The 16,696-nt window shown below is 52.4% G+C and carries 10 protein-coding genes and 1 CRISPR repeat array (1 of these 11 running past the window's edge); of the genes, 2 read left to right on the top strand and 8 right to left on the bottom strand.

Annotated features, from left to right (window positions below):
- Positions 1-56: 56 nt before the first annotated feature.
- The 8 genes from csx2 to csx18 all read right to left on the bottom strand — a co-directional run bounded on the left by csx2 (position 57) and on the right by csx18 (position 11,703).
- A complete protein-coding gene (gene csx2 / locus L855_RS20430) occupies positions 57-1,283 on the bottom strand; it encodes a TIGR02221 family CRISPR-associated protein (protein ID WP_159790766.1) in 1,227 nt (408 codons plus the stop codon).
- 16 nt (positions 1,284-1,299) lie between these two features.
- A complete protein-coding gene (locus L855_RS20425; protein WP_159790765.1) occupies positions 1,300-3,675 on the bottom strand; it encodes a TIGR03986 family type III CRISPR-associated RAMP protein in 2,376 nt (791 codons plus the stop codon).
- Positions 3,675-4,241, bottom strand: a complete 567-nt coding sequence (gene csx19, locus L855_RS20420) for a type III-D CRISPR-associated protein Csx19 (protein ID WP_159790764.1) — start codon at positions 4,239-4,241, stop codon at positions 3,675-3,677. The genes L855_RS20425 and csx19 overlap by 1 nt, the downstream gene beginning before the upstream one ends.
- The gene (locus L855_RS20415) at positions 4,238-5,746 is read right to left on the bottom strand and encodes an RAMP superfamily CRISPR-associated protein (RefSeq protein WP_159790763.1); all 1,509 of its coding nucleotides are present in this window, start codon (positions 5,744-5,746) and stop codon (positions 4,238-4,240) included. Before L855_RS20415 ends, csx19 begins: the two co-directional genes overlap by 4 nt.
- 14 nt (positions 5,747-5,760) lie before the next feature.
- Positions 5,761-8,166, bottom strand: coding sequence for an RAMP superfamily CRISPR-associated protein (locus L855_RS20410; protein ID WP_246199227.1), 2,406 nt, complete (start codon positions 8,164-8,166; stop codon positions 5,761-5,763).
- A gap of 157 nt (positions 8,167-8,323) precedes the next feature.
- On the bottom strand, positions 8,324-10,015 hold the full coding sequence (locus tag L855_RS20405; RefSeq protein WP_159790762.1) for a Cas10/Cmr2 second palm domain-containing protein: 1,692 nt from the start codon (positions 10,013-10,015) through the stop codon (positions 8,324-8,326).
- 248 nt (positions 10,016-10,263) lie between these two features.
- On the bottom strand, positions 10,264-11,358 hold the full coding sequence (gene cas6, locus L855_RS20400) for a CRISPR-associated endoribonuclease Cas6 (RefSeq protein WP_159790761.1): 1,095 nt from the start codon (positions 11,356-11,358) through the stop codon (positions 10,264-10,266).
- A 33-nt stretch (positions 11,359-11,391) separates the two neighbouring features.
- Complete coding sequence (csx18, locus tag L855_RS20395) at positions 11,392-11,703, bottom strand: CRISPR-associated protein Csx18 (RefSeq protein WP_159790760.1); 312 nt, start codon at positions 11,701-11,703, stop codon at positions 11,392-11,394.
- A gap of 119 nt (positions 11,704-11,822) precedes the next feature.
- Between csx18 and cas1 the strand changes: the two genes are divergently transcribed.
- Both cas1 and cas2 read left to right on the top strand, forming a co-directional pair.
- Positions 11,823-12,836, top strand: a complete 1,014-nt coding sequence (cas1, locus tag L855_RS20390) for a CRISPR-associated endonuclease Cas1 (protein ID WP_159790759.1) — start codon at positions 11,823-11,825, stop codon at positions 12,834-12,836.
- Positions 12,836-13,120: a CRISPR-associated endonuclease Cas2 gene (gene cas2, locus L855_RS20385; RefSeq protein ID WP_087710678.1), complete on the top strand. Its 285-nt coding sequence runs from the start codon at positions 12,836-12,838 to the stop codon at positions 13,118-13,120. Before cas1 ends, cas2 begins: the two co-directional genes overlap by 1 nt.
- Positions 13,121-13,420: 300 nt before the next feature.
- Positions 13,421-16,696: a CRISPR direct-repeat array (repeat unit 37 nt; unit sequence GTCTTTTCCTATCTTTTCCCCGCAAGGGGACGGAAAC); it runs 44 nt beyond the window's last position.

The following is a 16,696-nucleotide window of genomic DNA, read 5'->3' as shown; positions in this document are numbered from 1 at the left end:
ACTTTAATTTGATTCAATTCTGAGCCTCCTCTGAGTTTATTCCTCCTCTGAGTTGATCAAGGTAGAATTGTCATAAGCATTTTGATGTTTTTTAGCAAATCTTTCTTGACAAATTCACTCATTTTTGCAGCCGATAGTGAATCTGAACGCATCTCAGTATGCGCTAAATCGTTGCGGACATCTCGAAGGTGTGACCAAAATTTGGATAACCAATCTAAGTCTAAGTCTGGGATCATCGTGACCAAACCTTCTAAAGCTAGGGGGCGAGGTTTTTGAGTATCTTTTCGCCAGTCGACTAAAGAATTTAGACCCCGTTCAACATCTTGACGTTCTGTTTTGCCGAGGTAGTCAAACTTCAGTGCCGTACATAGGACTGAAATGGTTAACTCTCGCCCCAGTAAAATTGCCTGAGCACTCAACGATTTGTCAATATACCACTCTAGCAAGTCAACTTGCTTACGTAAGGTTTCTTGGGAACTCGCGTCTCGCGGGTTAGCGAGAGCAAATTGATGATAATCGGCTTGAATTTTATCGAGCAACAATGAAAAGGGTTGGGCAAATGCACCGACATCTTCCTGTAAATCTTCGTAAGAAATTTTGTCTAAAAGGGCCGTTTCTTCCATGAGTTTTAAAGGACGAACCAACTCAATACTTTCGGAAATCGCTTGAATTCGTTTGCCAAAACCACCCAATTGACGAGGACTCACCGGTTCCCGTTTTTGCCGTCCCTGCTTGTAAAAGTCACGTTGGATATTGGTCAGAAGTTGACCTAAATCTTTGGCAGAACCGGTATCGAGGAATTTATCCGTCGCCGTCAGCCAATCGATGAATTTGAGGGTTGGGGTGAGGTCAAAAATGGGCGATCGCGGGCGATCGCGTTCATAAGCCCCATAATACACGCCACCAATCTTGACATTACGGGACTTTTGCAAATAAGTCCCCGCCAGGAAGACAAACAGTGGAATGGAACGGAACGAATGCGTTACATCTAAAACAATCGTTTCCCCAGGTTCCACGGCATTCACAACCGCCTCAAAAATTTGCCAAAGTTCCTCCTCAGAGCGACCTGATGGAATAAAAACCTCCTCAGCATTTTCCACAGCTTTTGAGAACATCATCCAATGAGTGTCTCGGGCTTCCGTGGTCAAAAAGGCTTGAACGGTGTCAATGTCGAAAAAATCATTGATGGCCGCCGCGACATACTTAGTTGTGACCTCTTTGTCTTCCCAAGTATAGGTGGTTTGAGCGTAATTTCCCGTGCCTAGAAAAGTTAGAAGTTTCATTTTGTTTTTCGTGGACTTAAGATTGAGTTGTTGGCTGAATTGGGAAACTGTCAGGAGCGGGATCCGCTAAATCTGGAAGCGTCAGTTTCATTCCCGATTCATTTTTGCTTTCTCGTTCATTCTCTACAAACCACTTGAACGCTTCCCCTTCAGGAGTCGGATGTGGAGTCACTCGTGGATAGCGAACCGCAGCCCTATCATTAAAGCCTTTCGCTGCACGACAGAAGGCCGCAACAAAGCGTACATCCTCAAAGTCTCCGCCATAGGCAGCTTCTACGGATTTTTGATAGGCTTTCACACATTGACTGACATTGATGGGTTTAACCACGACCTCATCGGGGAGTAGGGTTTGATAAAACTCCGACCAATCCTGACCGGGACGTAAATCCGTCTCGGACTCGATTAAATCTAGCCGGACACTGCCAAAACCTAGAGGCTTTCCACCTCCTAAACGATGGAAATGAATGTCCGGGAGGGTCAAGAGATACAACAAGCCGCCGAGTTCTACCTCGGATAAATTCACCACATCAATATCGAAGGTAAACTCAGTCCCCACTTTGACCCAGCTTTTCAGAGACCGATTTTGGTCGTCTTTTTGTTCCACTCCGTTTTGTTGGGGACGGCGGTATTCTTGGTAATGACCTTGAACGGCGTTTTGGGTATTATCTTGCTGGGGATTATCCCAGTAACCGTTGGGGAGTCCTTGATGGTGAGGATAGACTTTCCGACCTCGTAAACCTTGATTGCTGGATTTGTAACCGCTGTCTTTGGAACCGCCTTGATTGAGGGGCGTTCCTTGGCGGTCTTGGGCGTTGTAAAATCGCGCCTGTTGGGGTTTGGGTTGTCCGAGGATAGCGAGGGGGACGGGAGTACGGCTGAAGTCATCAAGGGGGTTATTGCTTTGACAGGTGACGCTATGAATCCGTAGTTGTCCTTTGTAAGACCCTTTACCTTGTTGGTTAACCCAGCCGAAAACTCGGTCTGCTGGAGAAAGTTGGCTTTTGTCGGCTTGGGTAGCCGGCTTGAGACTTGAATGTAGTAGTGAGATGGGGGCTTGGTTGAACAGTCCCCGAGTAATCATGACGGGATAGAGTTCGTCCACTTGACAGCCTTGACCCGAATTGCGGGTTTTGGCATAGCAGAGTGACTCCTCACGTAACTGGCGTTCAGCGGCCCCACTAATTACCTGTCGCGACCAACAGGAATTGTTGAGGGCGGGGGGAGATGTCCAGCCTTTACGAAGGTCGTCTTTGTGAATTTCCTGATAGTTGGTGATGAGTTCTTTCCATTTAGTTCTCAGGTCATTAGACAGAGGACAAGAAATGGGAGCATTTTGACTAAAAAAGACTCGTTCATCATGTTTGCCATCAATGTTTTTGTTGGTGATATAGACAAATCCAGAAAATTGACGGAGTTCTTGTCCAACTGATTGGTGACGTCCCGAACCTGATGATCGATTGGGGGCAGTCCCGAGGTTTCCTCCAGATTTGACGATTTTACGAACTTTCCAATAGGAGAAAACTGACGCGCCACTAGGGTTTTGTCTGTCAAACTTTTCTGCCCAAAAATCTACGGCATCCCCATGTTGAGGCAAAGACCCATCGGGGTAGGTGAGTTTACGGTGGGGCTTGGTGCTGTTGCGATTATAAAAGGGAAGCCAGGCAGCATACATGGGACCCTGAGGATGACCATCAGAACCAATGCCGGATGTGCCGGGATACAACTTGATTTCGTTGTTTTCAATGCGGGCGGGAACCATCTCTAAGCCCATTTTGGCAGGCATTCGATAGGCTAACCGCATATCATGAGGGTCGAGGACGGAGAGGCGAGAGTTGGTGACGGCTTCGTAGGCGGACCGCAACATCCCTCTCAGGGAGGTGGGGGGAAGGTAGGGTTTCCCTTGGGCGTCGAGACGGGTGGGGAAGGTTTTATGACCTTGTGCATCTTCCTCCATCTCGGAAGCGTCGGGAATGAGGAGGGGGGTGATAGTGGTGAGTTTGACGGCGATGCGTCCTGTCCAGTGGTTGGTGTGGTAACGACCATGACCGATGGGTTTGCGATCGCCCAACTCCCCGGCTATATTATTCCGAGGTAAGGCAGGGACAAAGTTATAGGGATTGTGAAACCACTGGGGCCTAACGGTTTTAGGTTTTGGAGTATCCCGAAAGACTCCACCCACTTCTCGAACTCGACAGGGTTGGTTGTTGTCTAGTTCAAACTCGACCTCTAGCCTATCCAGGGCTTGGGGATTTTCTTGATAGGTGTTGTAGAAGGATTTTGTGAGGATTTTATTGCCAATCCCAATTGTTTTATTGGTTTGGTTTTCGTCTTGAAACCTTAATTGAATTGACCCGTTGTTTCCAACTCTCAACTCACCTTTTAATACAGACATTACTGAACCTCCAATTTAACTAAACGTTCTTCAATGACGGCAACATTGCCAAAGTTATCCACCTCAGCAAGATATTCCTGAGACTGTAGAGAAACCCGTTGGTCTTTTTTCAACGACTGGCTGAGGGGTACATCCAGTTTGCCGATGCGGGCTTCGGCCAGGCGTTGCCAGCCCCCTTGAGGTTGAACTTGGCGGATGGCTTTACCCCAAAGAAGATAGGTTTGACTCAGATGACTGTTCAGGGTGGTTTCCTTGCAGCTGAATGTCTCAGAATTGAGGTCGAGATCACTGTCAGCGAGAATCACGAGAAACCCATTTCCCTGATTCTCATTTAGCCAACGCACTTCACAGGTTTCATTGAAAATTCGGGCTTCAAAGTAGTGGCTGAGGGTTAGGGGTTGACCATCGCTACCGCAGACGTTGCCGTCTTGAACTTGGGCGAGATCGCAGGACTGGGGGGAGTAGAGGAGGGCATTGGCCCCCATCTGTTGCGCCTGAGTTGTCTGAATGGCTTGGTCTAGGGACATCGGCGATCGACTGACCCAACTGTATAATTTTTCTGTCATGCTGCACCTTTCGTTTGGTTTTGTTCAATCCAGTCTTGCCAGGCGACGCTTAATTCCAAACGTAAGTCGTCGCTGAGTTGGGAAAAATCGGGTCCTAGGCTGAGTTCTCCCGCCAGTCCGGGGATGTCGCTGTCTCCCTGAACCTGAAGGGTCATGTCCGTGACGGCGACGGTTCCCATGCCGCGATTGGTGCCGTAACCGATGGGAATCTTGCGGTTGGCAAAGTCCCGTAAGACCAGTAACAACAGGGCAACGGCCGGTTGCACTTGGTCAGGAGACCATTCCTCCAGTCGCGCTAAATCGACCTGAATGCCAATGGGGTCCCACTCGACACCAATCGGTTCTAGGACGCTGTACAACATCCCCTCCGCTGCACCCCCTGTCCAGCGGTCAATGGCCACATGGACGGCGGGCTGGAGTTTCTGATAGGGTTTCGTCCCGACGGCGGTTTGCAGTTGGGACTTGAAGCCATCATGTAAGTCTGTAGCCCGTTCGACGTTGAACCAACCGTCTTCGGAGATGGGGAGGGTTCCGTAACAGTCATCGAGGAAGAGAATCCCCATTTGACCTTGTTTTTGGGCCTTCTTAGATGCTGCCCCAAAAATCTCGTTGATGAGATTGAGGTGGATTTGGTCGGCAAAGTCTTCTCCGGTGGGGGTTTGGCAGACGGTGCGGATAATCCGTTCGGCGTGGGACCGCAGGACTCCTTTGAGGGAACTTCCGGGAATGACGAAGCGTACGCCTGAGTCGACTTGACTGACGAGGGGTAACATATCTACCGCAATCCCGTCGGCTTCGGCTTTCACCATGACCGGGTCTCGGGGCGTCCAGGCGATTTGAAAGTCCAGGGACAGGGGCATCTCGTAGGCGGCTTTGGCTTCGAGGTCTGTCCAGGGTTGCGGGGTTCCACCGTCGAGGAGGCTGTTGAATAGACCTGCGGCATGACTGAGATCTTGGCGGTGGATGTTCAGATTTTCCAGTTTGACCCGTCCTAAGCCGCGAGTTTTGGCGGCGCCGATGCGGATATCTCCGTTTTGGAGGGCGTTGAGGAGTTGCCAGAGGGCAATGGGGTCGTCGTTGGTTTGGCTGTCAAAGGTGAGGTTAAGGGCGAAACTGACCCCTTTGGGGAGGATGGCGCGGCTGTATTTGAACCGTTCGGCGGCGGTTCCGCTGTGGCGGTCAATGCCTACTCCTTCGCGAATTTCGATGGGTTTGCGGGTCTGGATTTTGGCGTCGTCGATGATAATCTGGCTGGCCCCATAATCTTTGGTTTCATGGTCGCCCCAGATGCTTTTGATGGATGCGTCATCTTGATTGGGTAATCGGGTCATCCAACTGCGGAAGGCGCCGGCGAGACTGGTTCCGGGGAGGTAGTATTGACCGCGACCGTTGACGGCCAGGGCTAGGTCGGTGTCGGCGTCGCCGCCAACGCCTCCGATATGGATGGGGGTTTGGGCTTTGAGTTCGCCGGTGATACTCCAGCGGTTGTGAATTTGTCGTGCCATGTTGGGGTTTTGGGTTAGTGGTTCTGCTGGGCTTTTTCGAGGTCTCGTTTGTGGGCGCGAATCATGGCATCGACTAGGGTGCGGACGGCTTCGGCCCAGAGGGTGGCTTGGAGTTTGCTGGTTCCATCGTCGGTGAGGGTCAGTTTTTTAGAGTCCAGGTTGAGGATTTGCCAAATTTTATGGGTGTCGGTCACGAGGTCTTTGATTTGCTTGAGGCTGTTGCCGGGCCATTTCTCTCGACGATTCTCAACGTTTTCTAGGGCGGTAATCCAGGAGGTGATGGCGCTGCTGTCGTCTCGTTTTCTGAGTTTTCCCATGACCGATCGCAGTCCTCCGAGTTGACTCATGGGTGGACAACTGTCCTCGCCATTGATTTTGATGCCCAGGACTTCTTGTCGTGTTTGAGGATTTTGGGCGATCGCCAAGGCTTTGGACTGAATCGCCTCACGCCAGGCGGCTTTTTCGATGAGGCGGGCGTATTTGAAAACGTCATCAGGCACTTGATTTGTTGTTTGGGTGTTCCTATTTTTGGGCAGTAAAATAGCCGTGGGATTTCGCGTTGTGGACTCACCCAACTCTGAATCTCGCTGTTTTTGACTCAGTGTGTTGTCGGTGAGTAAGGGGTCATTAAAGGACAGTTGTCCATAGCCTTCGGCGCGACGATCGCCAATCCCTCGGATGGCCACTTGTTTGAGTTTTTCGGGGTCGAGATTGCCCTCAACGGTATAGACTAAACAACTTCCAGCTTGCCAACCTAATAGTGAGGGACGGGGTAAACCCCAACGCACTTGCCAGGATTCGGTGCGCCGCTGGCGTAACATCATGGAGAAGCAGCTAGGGTGTTCACGCAGGTGGAGGCTGACTCCTAATTCCTTGGCTAAGGCTTGGGTGAAGTCGTCGGGATTGAGGGTGGGGTTGAGGCGATCGCCCCGCATCAAGACATCAGATAAAAACCAAACATAGAGAGGACAACCTGAACTTATTCCTTGGATTTTTTGGGTTTGTGTGTTAGCAGGATTCGGGGGAGAGTCAACCGTAATCTTGACCCCGCCATATTGGTCTTTTTTAGATTGCCCAATCCGGGTTTTTCCAGTTAGCAAATCATGCCAATTTGGGTTGTTCTTGGACAGTTCTTGATTAACCGCAGCAGAGACTCGCAACTCAGCGTGAAAGGTGAGTCCGGCGGGGATGGCTTCGTAGCTATACAGTCCGCCAACCTCCTCGCTGGGCCGTTGGATCTCATCCTTGATGGTGTTGTGGGTATAGAGGGCTAAATCGACTTTTCCATAGGCGGGTAAGGCGTTGTCTGTCCAGGGCCCAAGATAGCCACCCCGTTCGCCTTTGAGTTGGACTCCTTGGGGGTTGGTTTCCTGAAAGCGATTGTACACATTGCGACCTTTACTCAGACCGCCATCGAGTTTTTCGCCGAAGAGACAGAAGGGGGTGGGATGACCTGGCTGTTGGTCAATCTTTAGGGTGGCGTTGGTGAGGATGAGGGCGTTGTTGGCGATCGCCTGGCTGATGTTAACGCGATCGCCGAGTTTCTTGTGCAGATAGCGCAACAGATAGCGACCGGGAATATAATCGAGACATTCGACGAGGTTGCCGACGGTCCGGGCCGGTAACACCAAGGGAGACTCGGTGGTTACGGTTAAGGGAACGGTTACCCAAGTCCCGTCAGCATTCAACGGATTGTCACTGAGGCTAACGGCACAATTTGTTGGCTGTAATTCAGGAATCTCGGGAAGTTCATCATAATGGTCTTTCAACCAAGTTAGGGGATCTCCTTTATCTCCCCAGTTCAGTTGGATCTCACAACGACCATTTCCCCGACGGCGTTTGCCTCCCAATCGTTGTACCATTTTGGCCCCGGCGGTGAGGAGTCCTTGGACAAAGGGAAGGTACTTATCCGTAGATAGATGGGGATAGGCTTCGCTGAAATTCACCTGGGCCTCGGCAGTGAGGATGGCCCCCTGACGTACCATCTCTTCAAAGCGGAGATAGTCATCTTTGGCACAGCCGGATTCCGCATCAATAGCCACACCAGGCTTCATAAAGGCGATCGCCGTCCTTAGTTCCTGCTTCTGGCCCAGGGCCTGACGCAAGTTCTCATCTAACCGTGCCGAATGAATGGAGACAATGGCGGGCCGAGGTTCATGTTCTAAGGGGGTTGTCGCCAGGGCCGGTTGATCGCCAAAGAGAACCTTTAGCCAATCATTCCACTGGCCCGTCAGTCCGCTATCTAAGGCCTGGGCCGCCTGTTCGCAGCCATCTCGTAAAATTCCGGTGAGGGTTTTGGCGGGGAGATAAGGCAAATCATCGGCATCTCGTTGCACAATGCTGTCAAGTTCGGCCCGTCCGGTTCCAGATCCGACGTGCCAGTCGCTGTGCATGGTAATGGTGAGGGAGAAGGGAATCATGGGTTAAGAAGGGAACAGGGAACAGAAAAGACGTAGGGGCGTACCCTTGTGGTCGCCCAGCGGTCGGATGTATTCCGGTATCGGTTAAGATTGGGCCTCGACGACTCGGTTGGAACTTGCCAGAACGCATCGCTTTGGCATCATCCTGGGCAAACCGTTAGAGAAATTCTTGGGCATCGAGGGCATCGAGAAAGGTGGTGTGGAAGGTGATGTCGCCCTTGTCCTGGCTTTGGTAAAACAAGGATTTTTTCTCGTCATCCTCTGCAAACCTTTCCAGGGAATAACGCTGTTTAATCAGGGCATATTGTCCATTCGCTGCTTCTCGACCTCGGAATAGGGCCGTTCGTAGGGCATGGGACTGGCTACTGGGGAGTTTGCTGCGATCGCCGTCTCTGTCTTGCCCCTCCTCCGTGTCCGACTGGAGGCGGGTAACGCGATCGCATAGCCGATTCCAGTGATGCTGGCTGGCCCAAGCGTGACCCTCGGCGGATTGAAGTTTGTCTAACTCAGTGACCACGTAGGGACGGTTATAGAGATAGGTTGTGGTTTCAGGCCGGAGGTTACGGCGAATGCGTTCTAGGTCAATGTGGGTACTGTCATAGAGGATATGGAAGTCGATCGCAGAACAGGGAAAAGGCGTAATTGGCTTAGAGTCCGGTTTGATAACGGTCTGTTTAACGGATTTGGCGGATTTAATCAGGCTTTCGGCCAGTTCGTAGGCGACGGAGAAGGGGAAATGGGGTTTGATAATGGCAATTCCGGCACAGGCGGAGAGGCGGTTGATGCTAAATTGTTTTTTGGCGATTTTGGCGACGACGGTTTTCTGTTCAGTTTGGGCTTCAAATTGCTTGAGGAAGATTTGGGTGAAGTGGAGGGCTTTTTTGCCGTCACAAACTACGGTCAGGTCGTCCCCGCCAATAATGAGGGGAATCAGAGGAATGGCCTCGTCAAATTCGCCAAAAATGGTTTGGACGGCCTCTCGGAAGGCGGCTTCGGTACATTCGTCGAGTTCTAGGGAAAACTCTCGGTAGGCTTGGATATAGTCTCGGTTAGTTTGTTTGTCCCCTAAACACTGGGCGAAGTTGAGGAAAATTTGTCCGAGGCCATTCCCATCGGCGTGGACAATGGCCAGCCAGGGAATTTTCTCTGAGTCAAATTTCCTTTCAAGTTTGTTGATGTCGCGGATTAGGTTGGGGGCGATTTGATGGAGACGGCTAAGTCCTTTGTCGGCGGCTTGACGTTTGCTGGCGCTGACTTGGGAAATGGGCAGCCATTGGTTGTCTGGACGGGGTTCGAGGTGGGAGGCGGGTAAGCCACTGAAGGAACAGTCGGCGATAATGGGTAATCTCAGGAAACGGGCGTCGGGGGTGGGACGGTAGGGTTGGGTTTCTTCAAAGGTTTGGTGAACCTGGCGGATAGCGTTGTCGAGACTTTTATCTTTCTCCCAGTCCTCGATGGCAACGAAGACTCCCGAGAGGTTGAGGCCTGGCCCTTCTGCGATCGCCCGCTGGGTGACCCGACGAATCAGGTCTTTGGCATCCTCTTCGGTCCGGGCCAGAATTAGGGCTTTGCCGGAAGTGGCGATAATGATTTCGAGGGGGTTGTCGCCCTGTTCGATGGGAGAGTTGAGGTCAGAGTCCCGCAATGTCTCTCGTAAGTCTTGGCTGTTCGTCCATTGGCGCAATTGCGGGGTTTGGTTGATATCGGCAACGGCATCGAGAACCCAGCGAGTCCCGGCGCGGTAGGTGAGTTCGGAAGCGCCGATATTTTCTTTGAGTTTGTTGGTCGAGAAGATGAAGTTCTGATTTCCAGAGGTTTCTAGGAGAACCAGGTAGGGAGAAGCCGTCATAGGAGGGAAGCGGTAGATTTAGCTAGGCAAGTTCGGCTGGGAATCGGTCTGGATTGGGCGATCGCCGTTTGAGACCGGCGATAATCTCTGGGTAAGCTCACCCTATCAAGGGTTTTGCTGGCTTTTGCGGATCGATCGCCTTTTATTTAGATTTCACGTTTCATAACAGTTGGGTTGGGGGTGGGCGTTGCCTGATGGGCTTGGATGAGTTTCATCATACCCCCCACTTGGAAGACCCCTCTTCAGATTTAAAGGGAATTAGAGGGGCCGTTGAGGCTGCGGCGGGCCAGTTTGGCATAGGTTTTGACGGTTTCATAGGGCATTTCCAGGTCTTCGGCGATCGCCGTCAGGGATTCGCCCAATTCCCGTCGGGCTAGGATGGTGGCCCGGGTTTGGCAGACCTGACGGGCGCGATCGCTCTCAGGGCGTTTCTGCTGCGTCAGAAGTTGGTCAGTCAGATCGGCAATGCGATCGCCGAGATGGGCTTGTGGACTGGGGAGTTGAGGATGAGAGTCCTGCCAGCCGAGGCGGGTTTGCCCGAGGCCAAAGGTGGTTTTATGGCCCGTCCCGCAATAGGGGGCATAGTGAACTAGGGCGCTAAACAGTTGGGCAAAGTCGGGATTTTGCCGGGTTCCAGCGGCCGAGAGGGTCAGTTCAATGGACCCAGTAAAGCCGGTGACCGACCCTCGCTTCCCGGCGGCAATTTTACTGGATTGGATGTCATGTCGAGATAGGCTCACATGGCTGTCTATCCAGTCCAGGAAGGGTTCGGATTCGACAAAAATGCCTGAAAAGTCATTCCAGCGCCTTAGATAGCTGTGGAAGAGGTTGACGGGGTTGGGTAGGGGCAGGTGATGACCGCGATGGCGAAAGCTGGTGGGGGATACGAAGCTGAGGGCTAAGCGTCGCTGGGGGGGCGTTTGGTGGAGTTGGGCATAGGTGGTGGGGGCGAGGCTGAGTTGGGGCGATCGCAGATTGAACTGCAAACAACGCAGGTCGAGGGTTTTGGGGAGACGGGTTAGCCAGGTTTGGGCCCAGGTCACCAGGGGGGCGGAAAACAGGGTTAGTCGCCAATGGTAGGCCTGATGTTGCTGGATATGCAGTTGGCGGCCGATGACGGGAACCTCTCCCAGGAGGGGGGAGAGGGTGAAGGCCTTTTCTTCGGGGGAGTCGTGCAGTTTGGCCGAGAGGTCTGGCTGGGTTTGGCGCACGCAGTCGAGAAACCAGGCATGGAGTCCGATGGCATATTGGGGGAAGAGGTTGGCGGTGTCTTGGGGAACGAGGTTAAAGTCGAGGCCCACGAGTTCGCTGGTTGGATTCCAAGGGGGGGCGGTGACTCCCATAAATAAGGCTGAGACAGGACGGGTTGATTGGGATTATAGGGGGTCTTGGTCCCTGTCGTCTTGTCTGTAGTCTTGGGGGAGGCGATCGCGGCTAAAATCTACAGCGGAGGGGGGACGACCACCGGGCATCGAAGGTGGATTGCTATCCCGCAGCATTAGGGCCATGGCGATATCGCCGAGTAGGCCGAAGATGAGACTACTGAAAAAGATGAGGACGGTACAGACGATCACGGCAAACAGTCCCAGGGGGGCGATGATGAGAATCACCCAGGTAATGATGGCGTTGGCGACGGCCACAGACAGGCTACGGTAGCGGTTGAGTTGTCGAATCAGGTTTGGTGACATGGATAACTCTGTCCTCAGGACAGCAGCAAGGATGGGGATATCCTACAACAACGGGCTGGAAGGAGCCTCTTCTAGGGGGTTTGGTATATACAAGGGGTACTTTTTGGGAGATTGTGGCCATGACCACCCTCTATTTGACGGAACCGGGAACGGTGGTGAGTGTTAAGAATCAAAGCCTGGACTTGAAGCGGGGGACTTGGCAGCGCAGTTGTCGTTTGGCAGAGATTGAGTTGGTGGTGGTGTTGCCGGGGGTGCAGTTGACCGGGGCTGCGATCGCTCTGTTGTTGGATAGTGGTGTCGAAACTCTATTTTTGCGTCGGGATGGACGCTTTCGGGGCCGCTTGCAGGGGCAGTTTCACAGTAATCCTAGCTTGCGCTTGGCTCAATATCGGGTGGTGGAAACAACGTTTGGCATGGGGTTAGGGCAAAAGCTGGTGTTGGGGAAGATTCGTAATCAGCGATCGCTCCTGCAACGGCGCAATCGGGAGACGGGGGGACGGGTGACGGCCTTGGTGGAGGCGGTGGATATGATGGCGGTGTATGTGCGCCAGTTACAGCAGTTGGATGCGCCTTTGTCTCGGGATCAGTTGATGGGGATTGAGGGGATTTGTGCGAAACGGTATTTTCAGGCCATGATGACTCAGGTTCCGGCCAGTTGGGGCTTTCGTGGCCGCAATCGTCGTCCGCCTCGGGACCCCGTGAATGCGTTGTTGAGTTGGGGCTATGGGGTGTTGTTGGCGCGGGTGTTTTCGGCGTCGGTTCAGGCGGGGTTGGACCCCTATTTGGGCTTTTTTCACGCCACGGAACCCTATCGGCCCAATTTGGTGTTGGATGTGATGGAGGAGTTTCGTCCTTTGGTGGTGGATTGGGTGGTTTGGGGGTTGGTGCGATCGCCTCTGTTGGAGGCCCGGGATTTTGAACCGTCGCCGGATGGAGAGGGGGTTTGGTTAGGACATTTGGCGAAAAAGCTGTTTTTGGAGCAGTTGGAGCGTCGTTTTCAGTCCAAGCTACTCTATCCGCCCCAGGAGCGTCAGTTGGCCTTGAGTCAGATTCTAGTGGAACAGGGCCGGGCGATCGCTCGGGCTTGTGTGAGTTTACGGTTAGATGAGTTTGAGTCGTTTGAGGTGCGCTGATGAGTCAGTTGTGGTTGGTTTGTTACGATGTCCGCGATAACAAGCGTCGGGCGAAGTTGGCGAAGTTATTGGAACAGCGTTGTGAGCGGGTGCAGTATTCGGTGTTTGAATGTCCTCTGGAGGAGAAGCTGTTGGAGAAGTTATTGCATCAACGTTGGTTGGTGGTGTTGGAGATTCCTGAGGATAGTTTGCGGGTGTATCCGTTGGATGCGCGGGCGAAGGCGAAGACTCGGGTGTTTGGCTCGCCACCCCCCTATGAACCCCCGGATTTCTTGATTTTCTAGGGCTGAAATGCCCACGGGGTCAGGAATTGGGGCTTTGTGTCGAATTGTAACGATTTTCGGCACAGGCCGCGTTCCCTGAAAAACTGGGGTCTAGGTGCGACTAGAGGGCGTTTTTAGGTTTTCTTAAGGTTCTTAGGGCTTGACAGTTTCTGGGAAAGGCTGTAGCTTTAAGTAGTGCGCTAATTCTTCGCTTTCAAGCCGACTTTTCTCAACTCGAAGTGGTCGTGTAACGAAATGTTAAGGGTGTTCGCGCAAACGGACCTTGAAAACTCGACACAGCAATGGTTTCAAACCTATAGGGTCTTTTCCTATCTTTTCCCCGCAAGGGGACGGAAACATGACTGTTCGTTCAGCCCGGAGGCCTTCTCGAATTGCGTCTTTTCCTATCTTTTCCCCGCAAGGGGACGGAAACCTCTGTAGAAAGCCTCTTCATTACCCTCTTCTTCGTAGGTCTTTTCCTATCTTTTCCCCGCAAGGGGACGGAAACGGGTACACTCTTACTGTAGAGGACTTCGTAGAGTGGGGCCGTCTTTTCCTATCTTTTCCCCGCAAGGGGACGGAAACTGGAGCTATGGGGACATCCCCATGGAGCGCCATATCCTGCGTCTTTTCCTATCTTTTCCCCGCAAGGGGACGGAAACCGGAGCTGGGGGCATACCCGCCCAGCTCATCTATGGTCGTCTTTTCCTATCTTTTCCCCGCAAGGGGACGGAAACTTGTCTACACGTTTAGAACGCCGACTCTTGCTCTGCAGCCACTGCTTGGTCTTTTCCTATCTTTTCCCCGCAAGGGGACGGAAACTGTCCATCTCCTGACGGCTGGGGCAACCCTCGAGCGATTGTCTTTTCCTATCTTTTCCCCGCAAGGGGACGGAAACAAAAGGTTGTATAACAACCTACATATTATAGAAAAAAAGGGTCTTTTCCTATCTTTTCCCCGCAAGGGGACGGAAACGAGGTGTTGGCACACCTCCTCAAGGGCCCAGACTTCCCGGCGTCTTTTCCTATCTTTTCCCCGCAAGGGGACGGAAACGGGAGTCCGGAAGCACCTGGAATGGTGCAGTAAATAGAGTCTTTTCCTATCTTTTCCCCGCAAGGGGACGGAAACCAGCCGAGCACAGATGGATAACATGTGGGCATTCGCCCGTCTTTTCCTATCTTTTCCCCGCAAGGGGACGGAAACGGTAGAGAGAGTTGGAGTTTAGCCCGGAGACCTTCTCGTCTTTTCCTATCTTTTCCCCGCAAGGGGACGGAAACTTAGAATTCTTCCTGGGATTGTGCTGCTTCAACAGCGGCCACTGTCTTTTCCTATCTTTTCCCCGCAAGGGGACGGAAACGAGGCCACCTCCGAACAGGAGCGTTGGTTCCTCGAAGAGTCTTTTCCTATCTTTTCCCCGCAAGGGGACGGAAACAATTCACGGTGGACGAAGTTACGCCAGGGAACTCGGGTCTTTTCCTATCTTTTCCCCGCAAGGGGACGGAAACTATCCCTAGGTACGATTTTATTTTCCTTCAGGGGACTGTCTTTTCCTATCTTTTCCCCGCAAGGGGACGGAAACTGTTATCCTCCGAGATGGGGCTTTGGTGGAGGTCGGCCTCGTCTTTTCCTATCTTTTCCCCGCAAGGGGACGGAAACAGAGGATCCTCTGGATGACTCTCGCTATCTCATTGAAGTCTTTTCCTATCTTTTCCCCGCAAGGGGACGGAAACTTCTGGACGACCAAGCCATTCTGCTCCGGGTCTTCGTAGCGTCTTTTCCTATCTTTTCCCCGCAAGGGGACGGAAACTCCCAAACTTCTTTGGGGACGGCCTTCTCCACAGCCTCGGTCTTTTCCTATCTTTTCCCCGCAAGGGGACGGAAACATGCGCGTCTTCACGCCACTGAGCCCAGAAGTGGGCTTGGTCTTTTCCTATCTTTTCCCCGCAAGGGGACGGAAACGTTCTCCATCAGTCCTCGCCGTCGTTCTTCCTCCCCGTCAGTCTTTTCCTATCTTTTCCCCGCAAGGGGACGGAAACTCACCTCGTCCTGGAATACGTTCGCCAGGTAGGCCCGTCGTCTTTTCCTATCTTTTCCCCGCAAGGGGACGGAAACTTTCAAACCCTGCACCATCCCAATCAGCAGAAGACCAGTCTTTTCCTATCTTTTCCCCGCAAGGGGACGGAAACGCCGGACGCTATCGGGACTGGGACCGGGGAAACCTGTGCTTGTCACGTCTTTTCCTATCTTTTCCCCGCAAGGGGACGGAAACAGAGCGTCATAGGGCCGTTTCCAATCAGAGTTATAAGCATCGCGTCTTTTCCTATCTTTTCCCCGCAAGGGGACGGAAACGCTGTTAAGTATACAGCTCTACTTCCCTCGTATCAAGTCTTTTCCTATCTTTTCCCCGCAAGGGGACGGAAACCCTGGAACGCACTAATAAACCAGGAAGCCGCCTTGACGAATTGTCTTTTCCTATCTTTTCCCCGCAAGGGGACGGAAACCTTCCAGAATAGAACTCAGGTTAGGGGCGCACCCGTGTCTTTTCCTATCTTTTCCCCGCAAGGGGACGGAAACATAGAGTTGATCTGATTTAAGATCTTATTAAATTGAGTCTTTTCCTATCTTTTCCCCGCAAGGGGACGGAAACTTGGCCGTGAGCTCGGCCTCCACGTTCTCCAGGGTTTTGGTCTTTTCCTATCTTTTCCCCGCAAGGGGACGGAAACTCCCATTGCCGGATTGGCGGGGCTTGGTGAAGAGCCCTGAGTCTTTTCCTATCTTTTCCCCGCAAGGGGACGGAAACCAGTTCCCCAGACCGGCAGAACTGGCGGACATGCCGTCTTTTCCTATCTTTTCCCCGCAAGGGGACGGAAACAGACGTTTTTGACTGTGGTCTGATATCGTAGCCCTTCAGTCTTTTCCTATCTTTTCCCCGCAAGGGGACGGAAACTAACCCATAGACCTTTTTCATCATAGTGTTTGGTGTAGAAGTCTTTTCCTATCTTTTCCCCGCAAGGGGACGGAAACGATAACAGCGGGGCTCCGCTTCACGCCACCGTTGAAAGAGGGTCTTTTCCTATCTTTTCCCCGCAAGGGGACGGAAACTTGGACTTCAGGCGTAGTGTTCTGATAGTCGCTTACGTCTTTTCCTATCTTTTCCCCGCAAGGGGACGGAAACGTACCCTCGCGGGCACTGTCAATGCGGTTCGCCATAAACAAGTCTTTTCCTATCTTTTCCCCGCAAGGGGACGGAAACTTAATAGCCCCAGTGTGAGAACAGTGGATTAGGTTGAAGTCTTTTCCTATCTTTTCCCCGCAAGGGGACGGAAACGCACCTCAGTCCCATATCGGATTTTTCCGTGGGCCAAGATGTCTTTTCCTATCTTTTCCCCGCAAGGGGACGGAAACAGATGACAACAAATTCTCCGAAGAGAACATCCTTTGCGCTCCAGTGTCTTTTCCTATCTTTTCCCCGCAAGGGGACGGAAACGAGCTGACCTTTTTCGTACAGGAAGGCCGTAGGTCCGACCTTCAGGTCTTTTCCTATCTTTTCCCCGCAAGGGGACGGAAACCCTTTCAGACTCACTTCGGGCATATTGC

The organism is Sodalinema gerasimenkoae IPPAS B-353 (assembly GCF_009846485.1).
GTDB classification, from domain to species: Bacteria; Cyanobacteriota; Cyanobacteriia; order Cyanobacteriales; family Geitlerinemataceae; genus Sodalinema; species Sodalinema gerasimenkoae.
The sequence above is the reverse complement of the archived record's forward strand: the minus strand, read 5'-3'. Positions and strand labels throughout refer to the sequence as shown.